The organism is Micromonospora antibiotica (assembly GCF_017599305.1).
Classification (GTDB): Bacteria; Actinomycetota; Actinomycetes; order Mycobacteriales; family Micromonosporaceae; genus Micromonospora; species Micromonospora antibiotica.
In genome coordinates this window covers 283,806-302,644 of sequence record NZ_JAGFWR010000004.1, presented here as the reverse complement: position 1 = coordinate 302,644, position 18,839 = coordinate 283,806, and the positions used below count along the sequence as shown (strand labels likewise).

At 69.0% G+C, this 18,839-nt stretch carries 20 protein-coding genes; 4 read left to right on the top strand and 16 right to left on the bottom strand.

The window, feature by feature from the left end; translation table 11 throughout:
- Positions 1–9: 9 nt before the first annotated feature.
- The 13 genes from JQN83_RS11420 to JQN83_RS11360 all read right to left on the bottom strand — a co-directional run bounded on the left by JQN83_RS11420 (position 10) and on the right by JQN83_RS11360 (position 10,562).
- Positions 10–462 (bottom strand): hypothetical protein, encoded by a 453-nt coding sequence (locus JQN83_RS11420; protein ID WP_208567066.1) that lies wholly within the window; start codon positions 460–462, stop codon positions 10–12.
- A gap of 40 nt (positions 463–502) precedes the next feature.
- A complete protein-coding gene (locus JQN83_RS11415; RefSeq protein WP_208567065.1) occupies positions 503–1,480 on the bottom strand; it encodes a DUF4192 domain-containing protein in 978 nt (325 codons plus the stop codon).
- 266 nt (positions 1,481–1,746) lie between these two features.
- Complete coding sequence (locus tag JQN83_RS11410) at positions 1,747–3,036, bottom strand: hypothetical protein (RefSeq protein WP_208567064.1); 1,290 nt, start codon at positions 3,034–3,036, stop codon at positions 1,747–1,749.
- On the bottom strand, positions 3,033–3,731 hold the full coding sequence (locus tag JQN83_RS11405) for a GGDEF domain-containing protein (RefSeq protein WP_208567063.1): 699 nt from the start codon (positions 3,729–3,731) through the stop codon (positions 3,033–3,035). Before JQN83_RS11405 ends, JQN83_RS11410 begins: the two co-directional genes overlap by 4 nt.
- A gap of 146 nt (positions 3,732–3,877) precedes the next feature.
- On the bottom strand, positions 3,878–4,261 hold the full coding sequence (locus tag JQN83_RS11400; RefSeq protein ID WP_208567062.1) for a hypothetical protein: 384 nt from the start codon (positions 4,259–4,261) through the stop codon (positions 3,878–3,880).
- Positions 4,254–4,673, bottom strand: coding sequence for a hypothetical protein (locus JQN83_RS11395; RefSeq protein ID WP_208567061.1), 420 nt, complete (start codon positions 4,671–4,673; stop codon positions 4,254–4,256). The genes JQN83_RS11400 and JQN83_RS11395 overlap by 8 nt, the downstream gene beginning before the upstream one ends.
- A 20-nt stretch (positions 4,674–4,693) precedes the next feature.
- Positions 4,694–5,269 (bottom strand): hypothetical protein, encoded by a 576-nt coding sequence (locus JQN83_RS11390; protein WP_208567060.1) that lies wholly within the window; start codon positions 5,267–5,269, stop codon positions 4,694–4,696.
- 282 nt (positions 5,270–5,551) lie between these two features.
- Positions 5,552–6,013 (bottom strand): hypothetical protein, encoded by a 462-nt coding sequence (locus JQN83_RS11385; protein WP_208567059.1) that lies wholly within the window; start codon positions 6,011–6,013, stop codon positions 5,552–5,554.
- A gap of 440 nt (positions 6,014–6,453) precedes the next feature.
- Entirely contained in the window at positions 6,454–7,284 is an 831-nt protein-coding gene (locus tag JQN83_RS11380) for a TRM11 family SAM-dependent methyltransferase (protein WP_244252208.1), read from the bottom strand.
- Positions 7,285–7,288: 4 nt separating this feature from the next.
- Positions 7,289–7,795 carry a hypothetical protein gene (locus JQN83_RS11375; protein WP_307799179.1) on the bottom strand — a complete coding sequence of 169 codons (507 nt, stop codon included), beginning with the start codon at positions 7,793–7,795 and terminating at the stop codon, positions 7,289–7,291.
- 443 nt (positions 7,796–8,238) lie between these two features.
- A complete protein-coding gene (locus JQN83_RS32985) occupies positions 8,239–9,807 on the bottom strand; it encodes a hypothetical protein (RefSeq protein WP_244252207.1) in 1,569 nt (522 codons plus the stop codon).
- An 87-nt stretch (positions 9,808–9,894) separates the two neighbouring features.
- Positions 9,895–10,314 (bottom strand): hypothetical protein, encoded by a 420-nt coding sequence (locus JQN83_RS11365; RefSeq protein ID WP_208567057.1) that lies wholly within the window; start codon positions 10,312–10,314, stop codon positions 9,895–9,897.
- A complete protein-coding gene (locus tag JQN83_RS11360; protein ID WP_208567056.1) occupies positions 10,311–10,562 on the bottom strand; it encodes a hypothetical protein in 252 nt (83 codons plus the stop codon). Before JQN83_RS11360 ends, JQN83_RS11365 begins: the two co-directional genes overlap by 4 nt.
- Before the next feature lie 193 nt (positions 10,563–10,755).
- Between JQN83_RS11360 and JQN83_RS11355 the strand changes: the two genes are divergently transcribed.
- The 4 genes from JQN83_RS11355 to JQN83_RS11340 all read left to right on the top strand — a co-directional run bounded on the left by JQN83_RS11355 (position 10,756) and on the right by JQN83_RS11340 (position 16,122).
- On the top strand, positions 10,756–11,979 hold the full coding sequence (locus JQN83_RS11355) for a DGQHR domain-containing protein (RefSeq protein WP_307799178.1): 1,224 nt from the start codon (positions 10,756–10,758) through the stop codon (positions 11,977–11,979).
- 609 nt (positions 11,980–12,588) lie between these two features.
- Positions 12,589–13,431: a hypothetical protein gene (locus JQN83_RS11350; protein WP_208567054.1), complete on the top strand. Its 843-nt coding sequence runs from the start codon at positions 12,589–12,591 to the stop codon at positions 13,429–13,431.
- A 333-nt stretch (positions 13,432–13,764) separates the two neighbouring features.
- Positions 13,765–14,880 carry a hypothetical protein gene (locus JQN83_RS11345; protein WP_208567053.1) on the top strand — a complete coding sequence of 372 codons (1,116 nt, stop codon included), beginning with the start codon at positions 13,765–13,767 and terminating at the stop codon, positions 14,878–14,880.
- Positions 14,881–15,867: 987 nt separating this feature from the next.
- Entirely contained in the window at positions 15,868–16,122 is a 255-nt protein-coding gene (locus JQN83_RS11340) for a hypothetical protein (RefSeq protein WP_208567052.1), read from the top strand.
- Positions 16,123–16,346: 224 nt separating this feature from the next.
- On the opposite strand, the gene JQN83_RS11335 is transcribed toward JQN83_RS11340, so the two are convergent.
- From JQN83_RS11335 to JQN83_RS11325, 3 genes are all read right to left on the bottom strand, one after another.
- A complete protein-coding gene (locus tag JQN83_RS11335; protein WP_208567051.1) occupies positions 16,347–16,838 on the bottom strand; it encodes a GNAT family N-acetyltransferase in 492 nt (163 codons plus the stop codon).
- Positions 16,838–17,734, bottom strand: a complete 897-nt coding sequence (locus JQN83_RS11330) for a PIN domain-containing protein (RefSeq protein WP_208567050.1) — start codon at positions 17,732–17,734, stop codon at positions 16,838–16,840. The genes JQN83_RS11335 and JQN83_RS11330 overlap by 1 nt, the downstream gene beginning before the upstream one ends.
- A 487-nt stretch (positions 17,735–18,221) precedes the next feature.
- Positions 18,222–18,800 (bottom strand): class I SAM-dependent methyltransferase, encoded by a 579-nt coding sequence (locus JQN83_RS11325; RefSeq protein WP_244252268.1) that lies wholly within the window; start codon positions 18,798–18,800, stop codon positions 18,222–18,224.
- Between the last annotated feature and the right edge of the window lie 39 nt (positions 18,801–18,839).

The following is an 18,839-nucleotide window of genomic DNA, read 5'->3' as shown; positions in this document are numbered from 1 at the left end:
AGGTGACTGCTACGGCCTCGGGTGGGAGGCGCGTTCTTCGGCGGCGGCGATGACCTTGTCGCGGCGGGCCGGGGTGAGGGCGGCGAGGAAGTCGACGTACTGCTGTTCCTGTGCGGTGACCGGTTCGGCGAACGCCTCCCGGTAGGCCTGTCGGGCTGCTTCGTGGGTGGCTTCGATGGGTCCGTGCCGGTCGTAGGGCCGGGTGATGTCGCGCAGCTGCTGCGCTGCGGTGACGGGGTCGGTGGACAGGGTGGTGTCGTGGATGCGGAAGGTGGCCGGGAGGTCGGCGGCGGTGATCGCGGTGAGTAGGCACAGGTTGGCTTGGATGTGGTGGGCGAACGCCTCGTTGCGGGTGGGCGTCTCGCCGCGGGCACGCACTGCGGCGCGGCCGGCCTGCCAGTCCAGCCGGGTCTCTTCGGCCCGTTTGGCGAGGGCGAGCAGCATGCTGCGGGTGGGGTCCACGGGTGGTCTCCTGTCGTGTGGGTTGTGTCCGGGGGTCGGGTTATGCCTGGTCGTACGTGGAGGGCGGCAGTCCGGCCTGGAGGGTTTGCAGGAGCAGGTCGGCGAGTGGGTAGTGGGGGTCGATCTGGAGGGCGCGTTCGACGGCGATGAGGGCCAGGGCGCCGTTGCCGTGGCGCCAGGCGGTGAGGGCGAGGACGGTGGCGGGTGCCGGGACGAGGGGTTCGTCGGCGCGGCGGACGGCGTCGACCCAGAAGGTGATGTGGTCCTCCTCCGGTTCGGTGAGGTCCACGGCGGCGTCTCGTACCGGGGTCTGCGTCAGGAGCAGGGTGAGCCAGGCCATGTCGGTGTCGGGGAGTCGTTCGCCGTCGTCGTGTCGTCGTAGGGCGTGGCGGATGGCGTTCGTGCCGGCCTGCTCGAGGGCGGTGTTCCCGGCCGCGAGCAGGGTGATGAGGCGGGGTGCCGCTTCGACGGTGGCGAGGTGCATGGCGTCGCGGGCGGTGCCGGTGACGGGGGTGATGCGGGCGGCCAGGGCTGCCCGGTTCGGGAGGGTGACCTGCCCGGCGACGGTTGCCTGCACGGCGACGACGCTGGTGGTGGGGTCGAACGGGGTTCCCTCGGGTGGGCAGCAGGTGGGGTCGCCGCAGGTGAGGCTGGTGATCCGGGTGCCAGTGACGCACAGCAGGTGGCGGACGGTGATCCCGCTGGCGGTGAACGCCTCGTCGTAGAGGCGCAAGGCCGGGTCGATGCGGTCGACGGGTCCGTAGCCGATGATCACGGTGTCGGTGATCTGGTGCTGCCGGTGGATGACCGCTGCCAGGTGTGCGGCGTGGTCGAGGAACTCCTGTGCCGCGGCGTCGGCGGCGGGAAGGTCCCCGCGGGCGGCGAAGACGATGCGGCGGTTCCGCATGGCGATGACGACGGCGCTGCCGTCGTCGGGGTAGAAGCCGAGCAGGTACGGCACTGCGGTAGCCAGATCGCCGGAGGAACGGACGGTGAGCTTCTTGTCGGGGAACGACATGGTGCTGTCCTTGTCTGTGTTGGTGGGAGAAGCCGCAGCCGGGGAAAGAGGGGCGGCCCCTGGCGCTGCGGTGGCGCGGGTCGGGTCGGGACGCGGGCGGCGGTGTCACCAGGTGCGGTGACACCGCCGTACGGCGCGCGACGAGGCGAGGCCGGCGGCGGCTCACCGGAGGCGGGCCGCCGCGTCCAGGGAGCCCGTGGCGTGGGCAGCCGACAGGGGTGCGGGTATTCCCCCGGGGCGGGCACCTGGTGCCGCGCCCGGTGCTGTCAGCCCTGGTCGGTGGACGGTTCGGTGCCGGGGGTGCGGTCGCCGAGGACACGGACGGTGGTGCTGAGCTTGATCGGGAGGTCCTTGTCGCCCTTGAGGAAGGGGTGAATGTCGACCGGGCGGCGCAGGCTTCGGCCGGGGCCGTACGCCTGTTGACGTTCGTGGCCGGAGACCCAGAAGCGGTGGTCGGGCTTGGCCCGGATACGGGTGCCGGCGGGTGCGGATGGCTCCGGTGGGGTGGTGGGGTGCGGCGCGATCCGCACGATCCGCACGTCCGGGGCCGGTCGCCGGTGACGTTGGTACGCCCTGGTGGTGCCCTTGGGGAGCTTCGCCGCGACGGTGTCGGTCAGTTGTTGGTGGATCAGGAGCCAGGTGGTGATGAGGGGGCCGAGGGGATGGTGTCCATCGAGGGTGGCGCGGCGGGTGAGGTGTTCGGTGTGCAGGGGTGTCAGCCAGCCGATCTCGTGGCGTAGTGCGGGCATCAGGTCGTCGTCGAGGGCGGTGCCGATGCTGCGGTAGCCGGTGAGTTGCCAGCCGTCGCGGCGGGGAGTCCAGGACGCGGCAGCGAGGTGACCGGTGACGCCGACGGGGGTGGGCCAGGCGATGAGACCGGCGGGTGAGCCGACGAGATCGTCGGTGACCGTCGCCGGCGGCTGAGTGGTGGTGACGTCGGTGATGTGGTCGGTGAAGTCCTGGTTGATCCAGTAGAGGGGGGCGAGGTCGAGGTGGTCGGCGAGGGTGCGGCGGTGGCCGGGCTCGTGCAGGGGTGCGGGTAGGTGGTCGGGGCCGCGCAGGAGGCGGGTGAGCCGGTCGCGGATCTTCGGGAGCATGTCGGCGGTGATCCGGGCCGGCGGCCAGTCGGTGGCGGTCAGCAGCGTCCGGCCTTCCCTGCCGAGCAGGATGCACCGGTGCAGGGTGCGCAGGATGAGGTACTCGTCGCTGTGGGGTGGCCACTGCATGCGGGCGGCGCAGTGCGTGGTGAGGGCGTCGACGTCGTCGGATTCGATGTGGTGGGCGCACCGGTAGCAGACGTGCCACTGGTCGTTGTAGGTCTCGACCGCGCCCGCAGCGGCGATCTGGATGAGACCGGTGTGGTAGTTCCACACCGGTGGCGCACCGGTGCAGGTGTGGCAGCGGTCGAACACGTCCGGCAGCTGGCGGGCGTCGACGGGGACGACGGCATGCCGGCCCTCGGCGACGGGATGCCGGTACGCGGTGCGGCCCTCGTGCGTGGACTCGGTCAGCACCAGGTGGCAGGTGGCGCAGGCGGTGCGGGAGGTGAGGTTCATTCGACGCCCCCGGACCGGTCGTGGCGCAGGTCACGGGGGCGTGGTCCCCGACGGTGTCCCTGCTCGGGCATGACCATGCCGGGCGTGTAGAGCAGGTGCCGGTCGCCGCCGTGGTGTTTGGCCCGGTACATGGCGGTGTCCGCCCGGTGCAGCGGCCCGTCCTCCAGCCGATCGGTGCTGGCCATGATCGTCATGCCGACGCTGGCGGTGACGGTCACCGTGACCGGGCCGTTGTCGGACTGGACCGTGACCGGTGCGGCGATCGCCGTGGTGATCTGGTCGGCGAGGTCGTCAAGGCGGTGGCGCAGGGGCAGGATGGCGGCGAACTCGTCGCCGGACAGGCGGGCGGCGGTGCCGCCGGTGGCGTCGGCGACGTGCCCGAGCCGGTCGGCGACTTCCATGAGCAGGTCGTCGCCGGCGTCGTGGCCGTGGGCGTCGTTGACCTCCTTGAACCGGTCGAGGTCGAGGAGGATGACGATGAGCGGTCGCGGTGGGCCGGCTGCGACGGCGGTGTGGGCGGTGCGCAGGCCGATGCGGTTGAGCAGACCGGTGAGCGGGTCGTGGGTCAGCTGCCAGGCCGCATCGGCCAGTTCGGCGCGTAGCCGCTCGACGGTCCGCCGGGTGGCCAGGTAGCCGGCAGCGGTCCCGAAGGCGACGGCCACGGGGATGGCGGTCACGAGGAGTGTGGTGGACACGGGTTCCTCCCATCATGGGAAGGACCCGGGACGTACTCCTAGGGCAGGTGGAGTGTCCCGGGTCCTGAACGACGACGGCCCGCCTGCTGGCGGGCCGCATGTTTCGGTGGCCGCCGCAGCGGGGCCGGTGAGGTGAGGTCGACCGATCAGTCGGGCTCGGGGAGGGAGCCGTCGATGCTCCAGGTGGCGCCGACGTGGGCCGGCCAGCGACCGCAGTGGCCGCCGTCGCCGGGCTGCGCTGGCAGGTAGGGGTCGTCGGTGCGTGCACGCCGGCCGATGAGCCGGTCGGGTCTGGCGGGGCTGCCCGCCGGCCGGTAAGCGTGGCGTTCGGACCGCAGGGTGACCAGGTCGACGTAGGAGGCGTAGGACACGTAGACGCCGTGCAGAACGGTGCCGCCAAGCCGGTCGCAGCACGGCACCGACACCGGGTACCAGCCGCAGCGTTCGACGGTGACGAGGTGACCGCAGTTCAGCCACAGGTCGAACACCCGCACCCGGTACATCACCTCACCGTTCGGATGCTCACGCACGACGGCCCCGCCGCAGCTGCTGCTCGACGCCGGCCGCGGTGAGCGGAGCACCGGTGAGCAGGGTCGGGGTGTCGACGGGCTTCCAGCCGACGAACTCGCACGCCATCCAGGTGGTGTGGCCGCGGGCGGTGACCGCGACGACGTCTCCGGTGCACAGCGACCGCAGCCGCAGCAGCCGGTAGGTGCAGGCGATGAGGAAATCCGCCTCACCGTGCGGTGCCGCCCGGTTGGCCTCCAAGGAGTCGAGGTCGACGTTGAACAGTGTGTAGATCCAGTCGGCGGTGTACTGCGGGGTGGCGGTGTCGGGCAGATGCCGCCAGTGGGAGATGACCTGGGTGAGCGTGTGGCCCGGCTGGTAGGGCAGGAAACGACTGTCGGTGTTGTGGTAGACGGCGATGACGTGCAGCGTCATGGCAGGACTCCGTTGCGGGTTCAGGGGTGCGATGCCGGGCCGGCGGGGGTGCCGGCGTCGTCCGGCCCTAGCGGGGGCGGTCCGGTCGGGCGGACACGCAGGAACTGCTCGGGCAGCACCATCGCGGCGGGCTGACCGGTGAGAGGGTTGATGATCGGCTGGTAGTCGGTGGCCCAGAGCAGGTGCCACCGCTCGGCGGGGGCTGCCGTCCGGCTGCCGGTGGGGTCACCGTGGGAGGTGACGCCGAGGTCGGCCAGGTACGCGGCGGGGTCGCTGGCGCGGTGGTGGGGTAACCGGCCGGCCAGCATCGGGCAGCTGCGGGCGGAGTAGTCGGCGCAGACGGGATGCATACCCGGTTCGGGGCTGACGAGCAGCTTCAGGTCGCTGTCGCGCATCGCGAAGACGATCCGTGCAGGTTCGAGTGGACCGCCGCAGGTCTGGCAGAGTCGATCGCGCAATGCGCGGCGGTGCCGGTGGTAGTCGACGGCACCGAAGCGGTACCGACCGTCGGGCATCCGTACCGTGATCCACGGCACCGCGAGACCCCCCACCAGCGGGCGGGACGCCAGGAGCGCCGGAACGTCGGGCGCGATCATGCCGGCACCGCCGGAAGCGACCCGGGACCGGCGTCCGCAGGGCACATCCGGTGGATCGACCACCGCCGGCAGCTACCGGTGTCCGGGTCCGGGTATGAGTGGTTGGCCGAGGTGGCCCGTAGCGGGCCGCAGGGGTGTGGCATCAGATTCCTCCGCAGGGGTGGGAATCCGGGCACGACGCACGGCCGTGCCCGGACGGTGCGCGGGATCGCGCGGTCGGCCGGACACGGCCGGTGGAACAACAGGGAACGGCGTGACCGGTCCCGGGGCTACGCCGGGGTGTTACGGAGTCGTGGTCCGCAGCACCGTGTGGGCGTCCTTGAGGTGGCCGGCGAGGGCCTCACCGATCACACCCGCCGTGGTCAGACGTGCGGTCAGTGCATGCACGGTGGTGGCGGGCATCCGGGTCAGGCCGCGGAAGGTGCGGTTGTCGGCCTGCCGGGCGGTGTGCTGGATGATCTGGGTGAGGTGAGCCTGGATGAGGTTGAGACCACACAGCAGCCGCCCCAACTCAGTCGTGTCGTGGGTTGCGGCGGCGTACGTCATGGTCTCCCCGAGGTGCTCAAGGGCCATGAGAATCACGTGCGTGGCGGTGACGGTCGTGGCCGGCCCAAAGGACGCTTCCCCGCCGAACAGGTCACCGAGCTGACCGATGACGGTGCTGTTGTCGTCGGTCAGACGCGGCGCGTCGGGCAGGGTGGTGAACCAGTCGATGTCGTCCAGGTACCAGGTGTGCTGGAGCATGTCGTCCTCCGTAGGGCAGCACGAAACGGCGAGCACCGGGTGGTGAGCGCCTGACCATGGGTGGGAACGCTGCTCGCGATCTACGACGCGAGAGGGTGCAGCGTGGGATGAGCGCCAGATCCGAAACCGACGACGGCGGCCGACCGAACAAGGTGGGCGCGATGCCGTCGCGGAAGGCATCAGATCAGTGGCACAGGAAAGTAGGGAGAGTCCCCAGGTTAGTTTCCGTCGACGGCAGCGAGGCGACGTGTCAGGTTCGGTTGTCTGTCAACGCCTGACAGCCCGCAGGCAGCAGCGGTACCTGATCCGCCGCAGACCCCGGCGGCGTCCAGCCTGCCGTGGCGCACCCACCGGCAGCCCTGGCGGAGCGGACGGCGGTTCACACCGCCACCCGCCCCGGATCAGTTCTCCCACCGGCACGGGCTCAGGAACCGCTCGCGTCAACTACGGCGCAGGACCAGTACGTCCTCATGTGCCACCAGGTGCACCGGGGTGCCTCCATCCCTGGCCCGCCGCACGGCCAGCAGCCCGAACATGTTCGCCCGGTGCACGATCCGCCCGTCCCGCACGGCGGCGAGCATCGCCGCACACCGCTGCACCGGCAGCAGCCCCACCGCCCGGGCCACCGTGAGCAGCTCCCCCGGCAGGTCGATCAGGTCGTCGCGGTGGCGTCGCACCGGCCGGCACGTGATCACCACGAATCCACCCGGACGCAACAACTGGTAGCTGGCGGCCAGGATCGCGGCGAACCCGTCGAACAGCCGCGACCAGCCGCCGTAGGCGAGGTTGCCGGACTCCCGATCCCCGTACAGGTGGTGGCGCTTGCGGACCCCGCTGCTGGTGACCCGCACGAGCCCGTGGGTTCCCCGCCCGTACGGCGGGGAGGTGAGCACCAGGGCCACCCGCCCGACCACCGATGCCGGCACCAGACCCGGCAGACCCGTCGCGTCGCCGGTGAAGACCTGCCCGCTACCCGCCGCGCCCTGCGACGCCGCGAGCGCCACATTCGCGGCCGCCAACGCGGTGAACCGGGGCTCGATGTCCATCCCGATCCCCTGCCGGCCCAGGTGCATGGCCTCGACCACCGTGGTCCCGGACCCGCACATCGGGTCGAATACCAGATCCCCCAGCGAGGAGTAGGCACCGATCGCGTGCGCGGCCAGATGCGGCAGCATCTTTCCGGGGTGGCTGGACGTCGCCGACACGTACCGGCCCCGCCGCTGGTCCCGCGCCGGCTGCTGACATGTCAACCACACCGACGTCACCGGCATCGGCTCAACCATCGACGTGCCCGACCGGCGTCGTGCTGCGGGTGAGGATCAGCACGTCGGTGTGGATGTCGAGTAGATCCTGGTGGCCGTGTTGCGGCGGCTGGTCGGCCGCCACCACATGCTGCAGGTACGCCAGCCCGGCTTGCCTGGCGGCGACGACCACGTCGACGGGCACGGCCACGTCCCCGTGCGGCAACAGCACCGCCACACACCCACCCGGTTCGAGACTGGCCCTGCACCGCCGGAAGAACTCCACCGGGGAGGCGTCGCCAACCGGCCAACCGGTGACGATCAACATCGCCGGATCACGACCCCAACCCACCTGCCGGGCCTCTTGAAGGTGACTGCGGCGATGCGCAGCGATGACCGCGCGAGCCAACTGCGGCCCGACGGTTAGATCGATGACCAGCCCCGACGGGTGGGTGAGGTTGTGGACCAGCCGCACCCCCATCGCGATGGACATGGTCTCGCCGTCCCCGGGGGCGGGGACCGGCCACACGGTGATCGGCACCGGCGAATCACCGGGCACCACGTCCCCGACGGGGATCGGCGCACGGCGTGAATCTCTGTCGGCCATAGGCGCAATGGCCCCCGGACCGGCGGACGTACTGACGACCCTCAGTTCGCCGCTGACAGGCCGATCGAACCCACCCCCGGCCTGACAGAACCTGTCAACCGCCCGACCCAGACGGGTCTGCTGCGCCGGTAGGTGACATCTGAGATGGCCTGCCCTGATGGCGGGCTGGGAAGGATGTCGCTGTGCCCAAGCCCTACTCTCGTGAGTTCCGCGATGACGTCGTGCGGGTGGCCCGTGACCGTGACCCGGGCGTGACCGTCGAGCAGGTCGCGAAGGCGGCGACCAGGACCGGACGCGGGACGACAACCTCACCAGGCAAGGAGGCCACACCAGCCAAGCTGAAATCGATCATGCTTCCCCCAACGCAACAGACCCTGTCAGAGCCACTCTCGGGGATCGCGTTGGGCAACAATGTTGGGTAGCACGTGCCATTCTGGCGGCTCGCCCATCACGATGCTCTTGAACTCGCGCAGCTGCGGCTTACCTGGTGGGAGAACCGGCGCGAACAGCTCGAAAAGCCGGTCGGCGTGCTCCGGTCCGTACTCGTCCCACGTCTTTGTCGCCAGCAGCCAGCAACTGCCCTGCGCCAAGCGCTCAGCCTCGACAAATGCGCCGCTGTCGCGAAGCCGGGCGAATCCGCCCACCCGGTCGGCCATCTCGTCACTGAGGATGGTCAGCCAGCCGTAGTTCCGCAGCACGACGCCCGCTTCCTCGACACCTACCGCGTAACGGCTGAGAGCCTGCTCCAGCGGCGTCACCATCGGGTTCCACTGCTCGGCGAACGCGACAGCGACCGGCGCCGAGACCTCCGCCACCTCCCGGACCGGGGCCAGCAGCCGCCGCGAATCAGCGGCCTCCGCATCACCGATCGAACTGGCCAGCTCAACGAAACCCCCGTACCGCGCCATCGCCACACTGAGAACCGGGCCCGCCGCCCAATAAGTGGACGCTTCCCACGAACCCTGGTCAGGCAGGCTCTCCATCCGGCCGAGCAATTCCTCCCACGCGACGGCGGAATAGACGACATCCCACTCCCACGACTCACCCTGGTAGCCGACGGGCGGATCGACAGCCGTGCCGACCTGTGCCTTGATCTCGTCGGGCCGCTCGGCCACGAAGACCAGCCGGTCCTGCGGCGTGGACCGCACCACCTCACCGAACTCCCCCACCAGACGGTCCGAGCACACCTCAAACCATCGCCGGGTCACCCGACCGGCCCGCTCACGATCCGGCTCGATCGGAATCGTGAGCGAGACACCACACCGCTTCTTCACCCGTGCACTTCCGTCTCGGTCGACGCGGTCAAGGATCAGCCCGCAAGACCATACTGCTGCCCCTGCACCCCGGGGCCCGCCGCCCTGACTGCCGCGCCGCCCGCGGCGGCCGCTCCCGTGTACTGGCCGACGCAGCTTGCCGAGGATCTCGTCACTCATCTGCTCACCGCCGGCCCGGACGGCCCGGTAGCCGCCGGTTCCAGCAGCCCGGTAGCGGCTCAGGTCGGAACGATGGGTTGCCGGGTTGTCGACCTCGTCGGCGATGACCAGGACCAGCTGCTCGCGCATCGCCGCGTACCCGTCGATGCGTTCGAGCAGGTGTGACAGCACCACCTCGTGTGCCGGCTTTGGTGTGGCGTACCGACGGGTGAGGCCATGGCGGTCGACCCCTCGCAGGATGATCGTGACCTCGTGCGAGCCGATGGCCTTGAGCGCGGAGTTGTACACCGCGATTCGGGCTCGGGGTGGCAGACCTGTCCACGGCGCGCGGCCCTGGAACAGGCCGTAGCCGTGAAGCTCAGACTCCGCCGCGACGCCGTAGGCCTTCGCCGCGTCGAGCATCACCTCGTCCAAGGCCGTGCTCAACAGGATGGCCACGACGTCGGGGACAAGTAGCGCGTCCATCCAGTACCAGCGGTCGGTGTACGACTCGTCCAGGTAAGTCAGCAGCACCCGCAGACAGTAAGCGCGCGATCACCACACGCCGCGCGACGCGCCGGCGGATCCTCACCGCCGGCTGGGGTGCCGCAGAGGCGCCGGTCACGCCTGGCTGAGGTCGAGGATGCTCCAGCCGGTGGGCAGCACGGCGGTGGCCGGCTTGGGATCGGCGGTGGCCAGGTGCGCCCGGTGGGCGATGGCAGCGCGAGCGGCGTGGCCAAGGGCGATGTCCCCGCCTGCGGCACGGGCGAGAACGCCGACCTGGCGGGCGTCGTCGACGCCGGGTCCGGCACCGAGGGGCAGCACGGTGATGGCGGGTGTGGTGGTCAACAGGGTGAGCAGGGCGGTTCCGACGTCGCTGCTGGTGGCGGCGTAGGCGGCGGCGAGGCAGGCCGCCGGCACACCGACGGTGCGGTCTTCGTCGGCGACCTCGGCGATCAGTTCGCCGACGGCGACCTGCCCGTCGACGTACGCGGCGAGCGCGGTGGCGTCCAGGACCACGGCGACCTGGTCGTCGCTCACGCGGCCTCGTCGAGCATCCGCTGCCCCTCGGCGAGCGCCTCGTCGGGGATCGGGGCGGCGAGGCGGTCGCGCCAGCGGGCCTTGCCGGCCTCGGTGACCTCGATGCCAGCCCGGCGCAGCACCTCGTCGACCCGCGCGCCGGCCATCTGCGCGCGGACGGCTGAGGTGATGGCGGCGCTGACGTTGGGCTGGCCGTCAAGCCACTCGGCGACGTCGTCAGGGACGCTGATGGAGCGTTTCGCGGTCATGGTGGCAGCGTACCCCGCTGGTGGCACCGGCGGTGCTACCGCACTGGGGACGCCTGGGATACCTCTGGTCGGCCGGGCGAGGTGCTGATCCCTGCCCGCCGAGCCAACCCCTGCCACTCACCGGCTTACGTCAGATCTGAATCTAAGATCTGATTTAGAGATCTGATTGACAGATCCTCACGCTAGATCTAGCGTGGTGTCGACTGTGATCGGGAAGGGGAAGCGTGTGAGTCAGCAGAGGACGATTGAGATCGCCGGGGCACTGTGCGTCCAGAGGGGGACGCAGATGCTGCAGGCTTTCGCTGACGCCATCACCATCGCGAACCACCAGAATATCGACATCTACAACCCGGACTCGGGCGAGGGATATCAGCGGGCTCCTGTGACGGCCCGGGTACGCAAGGCGGCTCGGTACTACGACGACAAGCAAGGCCGGATGCCCAACCCCCTGCTCATCAACATCCGCAAGAAAGACATGGACGAACAGAAGGTAGCCGTCGTCGTGGACGTCGACCAGGCCGGCTACGAGAACGCGGTCCTGCAAGGCGGCAATTGGATTGGGACGGGCCGCATCGGTTTCACGGATGACCTGGAGTTGTGGATCTACGACGGTCAGCACCGCGCGGGTGGTCTCAACCAACTGCTCGGCGACCACGAAGGCTACGAGAACTTTCCTGTGCCCATCAGTCTTACCCTCGGCCTCGACCCCGGCGAGGAAATGCGGGAGTTCTACGAGGTCAACACGAACGCTGCGCCGGTCAAGACGGACCTCGCCTGGCAGCTCCTCACCAAGATGGCTGAGGACGACCCTGAGTTGCGGGAGATGCTCGCTGCTGAAGATCGGGACTGGGTAACGCGCGCGTACGCCGTCGTTGACGAACTGGAAAAACTCGACGGGCCGTGGAGGGGCTGCTTCCAAGAGGCAAACCGGCGAAAGACGCGAGGCGATGGTGTGACCATTCCCAAGCCACAGTTCGCCCGATCCCTGAAGCCCGTTCTGGACATGCCTTCGTTCAAGCGTGCCGACGCCGCAACCGTCGCGGTTGTCATCAATGCCTACTGGACTGGAATCCGGATGGTGATGCCCGAACCGTTCGAGGAGGCATCGGACTTCGTCCTGCAGAAGGGCAGCGGGGCGGTCGCGCTTCACCGAGTGCTGCCCCAGGTAATCGAGGTCGTGCGGAGTGCTGGAGGGCGCCTCGGCCAGCCCGAGGGATACGCGGAAGTAATGCGGGAGCTCCCCACCCTTGAAGGGGAATCGGTCGACAACGATGGCCAGAGGTCGATCCGCTCGGGAGCGGACTTCTGGCGAGTTGGTTCGGTTGCCTCCGGCTTTAGCGGCGACGCCGGCCGTAGGAGGCTAAGTCTGCTGATCCAGAGTCGGCTCCCCTCCCCTGCCGAGACAATCCAGCTCTGAACCCGGGCGGCCTGCGGGCTGTCCCTGGCCGCGATCGCCGCGACGCTGAACAGCGAGCAGGTGCCGACGTCTCCGGGAAGGAAACGTGGGCCAGAGCAGCGTCAAGTACGTGCTCGACCGACACAACGTGCAGGTGTCGGCGGTAGCCCGGTCGGGCGGGGTTTGCAGGCTTGCCCGCGCGGAGGCCTGGGGTGGGGGTGGGATCTCCTCGTGTCGGCCGATCTCCGATCGACCGGGTCGGCTCTGGGGCGGCCAGGCTCGGCGTAGCCGACCGCGGAGCGGCTTGGCCTGGCCGCCCCAGAGCCGGTCTGGTAGCCCTCTGGGCGGCCGGCGCGAGGAGATCCCCCTGCCTGACCACTTACCCATCTGGTACCTGCGGCCCCCCGCCGGATCTCCGAGAGAGGCCCCGCCGGAGGCGTCGAGAAGGAGAGCGCGACCACGGCGGCTGGGGGCCGGCGGGCGTCTCCTGGGCTGGGTCGCTACCCGTGGCCGTGATTCCACGCCATCGCTGCCTCGGGTAGTGCAGCGTGGGCTCGCATCCCAGCCCGAGAGTGCAGTGCTGCGCGGGTGGTCCACAATGGGTCGCTACACGCTGTCAGGGAGGCAGTGATGAGGAGTCGGACCCCGAAGTCGGCGAGCCGGCGCCGCGCGGACATCCCCGAGCGCTCGACGCAGAGAGTGGATCGCCATTCGTGGACGATCCGAATCAACGTCGCGCTGTTCGTGCTGTCGCTGTTCATAAGCTTGGCCGGGCTCGCGGCCGACTTCTTCGACTGGGAAAAGCCTGCAAGACCCGCCCCAACCCCAACGGCAGGCACTCAGGCCGAACGGTCGCCATCGGAGCAGTTCCACTACCAGGCGACCATGCAGGACGGCCGCCTGGACCTGTTCGAGGGCGAGCTCTACGTCACCACCGACCGGACCGTGGACGTCACTGAGTGGTTCACCGTCAGGGTGCTCATCTGCGGGCCAGCCAACAGCGACGACCTCTGCCTATACCCGACGGAGCTGGCTAGCCCGGGCGCGACGCCGCAGCGCCCGTCGAAGAGCATGACGGTGCCGATTGGCGGTCGCGTCGGAGTCATCCTGACCGCGCCCTACTCCGACGTCGAGATTATGGACGACCTGAACCCCGAGGGGTCCGCCCAGCCGCTCACCGATCCCACCGATGCCGGCACCTGGTGGTGGGACGTCCGCGCCAGTAAGCCCGGCACCTATCAGCTGAGAGGCGCGGTGTTCGTCCTAGCAGCGGACACCGACCGGGAGCTGGTCACCCGGGAGACCTTCACCATCACACTCACGGTGGAGAGGACGAAGGAGTACGCCGCCAAAAAACTCTGGACCATGACCCTCAACGTGACGGAGTGGTCAGTGCCCCAAATCATCACCGTCCTCGCCGCGCTTATCGGCGCAGGCGCGTTCGCAGCATTGATCCGCCGCCGCCTCGGCTGAGCGGCTACGCGACTTCCGTTGGTTCCGCAACGCCTATCGACCAGATGATGCGCGGCACCGTCGCCCGAGAGATCGAGGACGTCTCCGACGAGGCCCTCCAGGCCCACCAAATCAAGGCCATCGCCACCGGCAACCCGCTGCTCATCGAGAGGGAAGAGTTGGGATGGAGCTGGCCCGACTGGAACGGGCCAACCGATCCCACCCAACACCCACGCCGCCCTGGAGAGGCAGATCCGGGAGCTGCATCAGTGGATCGCCGTCGACGAGCGGCGCGTTGACGCCCTCGACCAGACGATCGCCCAGCGCCAAGACGTACGCGGGGACAAGTTCCGGATGACCGTGGCCGGCCACCACCTCGACAAGCGGCCCGACGCCGGCCGCGCGCTGCAACACGCCCTCACCGCCGCGTCCGCCGGACTCGGCTCCACCGAGCAACGCGACCGGGTGCCGCTGGCCACGCTGGGAGGCTTCGACGTCACGGCGACGATCTGGAACGGCCGCGACGGCGTCCTGGTCTCCCTGACCGTCAACAACGACTCCGGCATGACCACGCAACTGTCACTCACCGACGCGACCGCCGGTGACGCCACCGGCCTGATCCGCCGCCTCGAACACCACCTCGCCTCCCTGGAGACCCGACGCGGCCAGCTCGTCGCCAACATCGCCGGTCAACGGAAGAAGATCGAGCGGGCCCGCGCCCAACTCGGTCAGCCCTTCGCCCGCCACGACGAACTCGTCAGCACCCGCCGCCGGATGTGGGCCGTGTCCGCCGCCGTCGACGCGATCGCCGACCTCGACTCCGTCCCGGTCAGCACCGCCACCGCACCGGCCGTACCCGTCACCATCGACGACACCTGGATGCCCGACCAGATACGCGACAGCCTCACCGACGACAACCACGCCTGGCTGGACGCCCGCATCGACCGCGTCGCCAACGCCGGCACGGTGCAAGCCGCCGCCCACGCCCAGGACGACGTCGCCGCGTTCGCCGCCACCTTCGACAGGGCACTCACCACCATGCTCGGCGACCCCAACGAACCTAACCTGTCCGTAGCGATCTTCCTTCGATGCGACGACCCCGACTGGCGCGCGAGCCTGTTCAATGCCGCACGCCAAGCCGTCCACAACACGGTCCGAGCCACCCCGGACCCCACAGCCGGGACGGCCACGGCCAGCCCCCGCCCCGACCGATCCGGCCCGAGCGAAGCACCCCGGGTCCTGCTCACCGACGACGAGATCCGCACCCGGGTACCAGCGCTCGCGGCGGCGCTCACCCGCGACGAACGGATCTGGCTCAACCAGGCCACCACCCGCCTCTGCACGAAACCCGACCTCAGCGCCGCCGCTCAAGCCGGACACGGATCGCTTTACACAGACCTTCAGCCCGGCCATCACCGCACAGCTGGCCGACGCCCCCGCCCGGCTGGCCGAGCTGGCCGCCGCCGGTGACCACCTGGTCGACGACCTGCGCGCCGTCATCCAGCACTACGTCTACACCAGAGCTCGGGCCGAACCTGAGCTGGCCGACTCCACGCCAACCCGCGATGCGGCGACCGCCGCGACAGTGACGGCCATCGCGTTCCCGTCCACCACCGCCGCGTCGACGTCGGGTGCAGCGCGGCCCACAGCGCCAGCAGCCCGCCGAACCTCACCGGCAGTTGAGCCTGAGTCCGCCCGGTAGGCATGTCCGAAGTTTCAAGACCAAAACAACGCTAAGCACCGGGTCGCCGTGGCGTGACCTTGCCCGACCGGTATACGGGTCATGGGAAGACCGTGCAACGGAGGGCTCGGGTTGGACTGCTGCCCGGCGCACAAGCCGGGCAACTTCGCCACGTGAGGTGGCCCCGGATGGACACCAGGCGGAACCTTGGCTCGGGGTCTGCCCGGCGTTGACGTCTCTCCAGCGACCCTACCCTTGATCTGCCGTCGACAAAGCTGCCCTGATCTGGGGCGACGGCCTGCAACTGGTACGGCATGAGCAAGGCGACTGAGAGTTGGCTGTGTGGTCCTACCCCCAGGCGACCATGCCATCATCCTATCGAACAATTGTTCTATAGATCTTTCACGCGGCTGCGTCAACGGCCCATCACCTTGGGGGTGGGTGGCTCCGGGGCAAGGGCCTCTTGGCTGAGAAGACGCAGGTCCGGCCGCTAGCGAGACATCCTCGACAAGGACGATGACGGGTTTCCCGGACACCCCACCGGCCAGGTCAGGCGGGGCTTTGACTGTCTCCTGAGCCTGTCTCCCGAACTAAGAGACACGCGGCGTCGTCAATCCGTCCTGTTCGGCCGATACAGTCTCTGCACGGAGCGACTCAGACAGGTTTTCCAGGTCAAGGCGGCGGGTCCCCCGGGCTGCAATCCCGGGGGCCGCCTTGAACGGTCGCGTCCACCACATGTCCGAGGCAAGGACCAACTACAGGAGGAACGACAACACGTGACCACGGTAACGAGAGGAGCCGGGCGGCACCAGCCCGGCGAGAGCGGCGGCACGGAAAACGCCCTGATCGGGGCGCTTGTGCTGGTCGTGGTGCTGTCCATCGGGGCGCTCGCCTACATCGTCAAGCTCAGCGGCGACGACGTGGGGAGTGTGGCACCCGTGGCGATACCGACCATTGGCGCGGTCGGGGGCGCAGCGATCAGCGGCATCGTCGTGGCGCTGCGGAGGAGGCCCGCCAGGAGACGCAGCTAGCACGGTGCCGGGGCCGGAGATAACCTCCGGCCCCAGCAACTTCGCCAACGCCATCATCAACAACCCGCCGTTCGGCCTCTTCTGGCCGCGGAGCCGGGGAGCCAGGCGAAGATGCCCGCTGGCCTGGGGACTACGCGCGGAGGCGTTGCGGACGCCACCCCCACCTCTCCCATGACTTCGTCTCGCGTCCTGGTCGCGATAGAGCACGTCATGACGGGACCAGGTCAGATGTGCCCTTCGCCGCCCGGCGCCTCAAGGATCGAGAACGCCACCTCCGTCTGGGCGGTCGACCTCACCGGCTCCAGCTGCGGCCTGTAGCCTCCCACCTTCGCGGCCCACGCATCTCCGTCAGGTGTACGTTGCGGATTGTGATCGATGATCATCGGCCAGCCGGCCCTCGCCGCCACTTCCATCGCTTGGCGGTACATGCCTTCTGCGATTCCCCTGCCCCTCCAGTCCTCCGCTGTCCAAACCGTTCTGATCTCGCCAACGGCGATCTGCTCACCAGAGTCGGCGTCGCGCCGTCCATCCGGCTTGTTTATGGTCCACGTCAGGTGTCCGGCGGTGCAGAGCGTGAAGGCGTGCAGAGCGATCACGGTGGCAATGTCCAAGCGATGCACCACGGCGTAGAGGACGACCGTGCTTCTCTTCCTCCCGCTGGTGCTGCTGGGCTTCGCGCTCAGCGCGACGACGGGCGTCGCATCGTCGTCAGCCATCAATCCGCGTCCCTGCGACGTCGCCGCGACGGCTTCTCGTCCTTCTCCGGCTCTTCGAGCTTGTCGACCCGCAGGCCGGCGTCACGGCCCCGCATCCTCATCTTCACGTCGTAGGTGACCAGCCGGATCGGCCGACCAGCGAGGGTTTGGATGTCGACGGCGCGGGCGACGATCTCGTCATCGTTGTTCGGCAGCCGGGCGTGCCCAGGTGGGTCGAGCACAACCTCGACGGTGACCTTTCCCCGAGGGTGCCCCTCGCTGGACAAGTGCCCGCGACGGATCCTGCCGCCAGCTTGCGCGATCTTGTCGATATACGAAACGGCGTACGCGGCGCGGTACCCCCTGTCTCCGCCGGCCCGCTTACCCTTGTCGAGTTCGTCGATCACAACCAAAGGGACGAGGATGTGGATGTCGGCATTGCTGAGGTGCAGCTCGCCCGCGAGGTCGATGTCCTCAAGCTTCTGCGGGTGGTGCATGTAGATGTTGGTGTCGAGCACGACGAGTTCAGCATCTCGCTGCTGCTGCTGAAAGCGTTGGATCTGCTTCTCCAGGTCGCTGAGCGCGGCGTCGAACGCTTCGCCCCGCTCCTCCAGCTGCATCGCGACCAAGCCGTTGAGTACCCCTTCGCTGGCGGGGTAAGTGGAGGCGGCGCGCGCGGCGATTGCCGCTAGCACGACTTCGTAATACTGGCTCGGGAGTAGATACTCCAGTTCAGCGGGCCGGATCTGCCTACGGAGGAGCCGGCGGGCTTCGTGGACCCATTCCAGGTAGCGGCACGCCCGCTCGGCTGCCGCCTCTGGACCGGAGGGCTGCACCTTCGTAAGGATATTACGGACATGCGTCAGGGTTGACCTGAGTGTTTCGGCCTTGACGCCGGGGACGGGGGTGATCAGCACCTGGCGATCCTCCCCCATGGCCAGTTCAACAACAACAGGACTGCACTATTCGATCGTGAGTCCGGCGCTTATCATGATTCCCTTGGCATAGCCGGCAAAGGCGTCTGAGGGCACCGTTGGCGGTACCGCCGATAACGTCGAGCGTCCGGCGCATCAGGCTCTTGATGGTGTGTAGGTCGGGTTCGGATTCTCGCGCCGGCCAGTCGCCTGTCCTCCGGCACAGCGTGGCCAGCGGAGGCAGCAGACCCTACCGGCTGCCGGGCGAGTCGAGCCCCGCCACCCCGGCCGTCACCGCTGGGGCCTGCCCAGCTACGCCACTGCTGGCCTGCGGGGCAGCCACCGCGTCGCGGGTAGAGGCGGGAAACGCCCGAGCGGCCGTCACCACCGGGTCACTTCAGTTAGCGGGTTCTCGGCGAGTTGACAGGCTTCCCGATGAGTGTGCGTGTACTTGGTCTCGACCGATAGTCAGCTGTGTGCCGATCGGGCACTACGGCGCGGCGGCTGTTGCGGCAATGGCCGCGTACTTGCGGTCCGGGCGGTCCGGGGACTGCTGCTGCAAGCGCTGAAGTTCGGTGAAACCAGCCTTTGCCAGGCGGGCAGAGAATGTGTCTACGGGCCAGCGGTATGCCGTGTGGACCTTGTGGTCGAACGCGGCCACATCGTCGTCGCTGTCGAAGAAGCCGATCACCAGGTTCCCGGAAGGAGGCAGCATCCGGCGGAACTCGGCGAGTACCGCATCCAGCTCCGATGGCGGTAGGTGGATGGTCGAGTACCAGGAGAGGATGCCGGCCACAGAGTGGTCGGGAAGGTCCAGGTCCGTCATTGATCCGAGCTGGAACGTCGGCCCGGGAAAGTGGGTCCGGGCGTAGCCGATGAACTCAGGTACCAAGTCGACGCCGGTCACGTTGGCGCCGAGCGAATGCAGGTAGGCGCTCCAATGCCCGGGGCCGCAACCGAGATCGAGCACGGCGCCGTCCAAGCCGACGAGGTGGTCTCGGACAAGGGCCGTGTCATCCACGTGGGCCTGCCAGTCACCATCGAACAGGGCGATGTACTGCTCGGACATGTGCGAGTAGGCGTCGCGGACCGGCTGGTTGCTCACGGC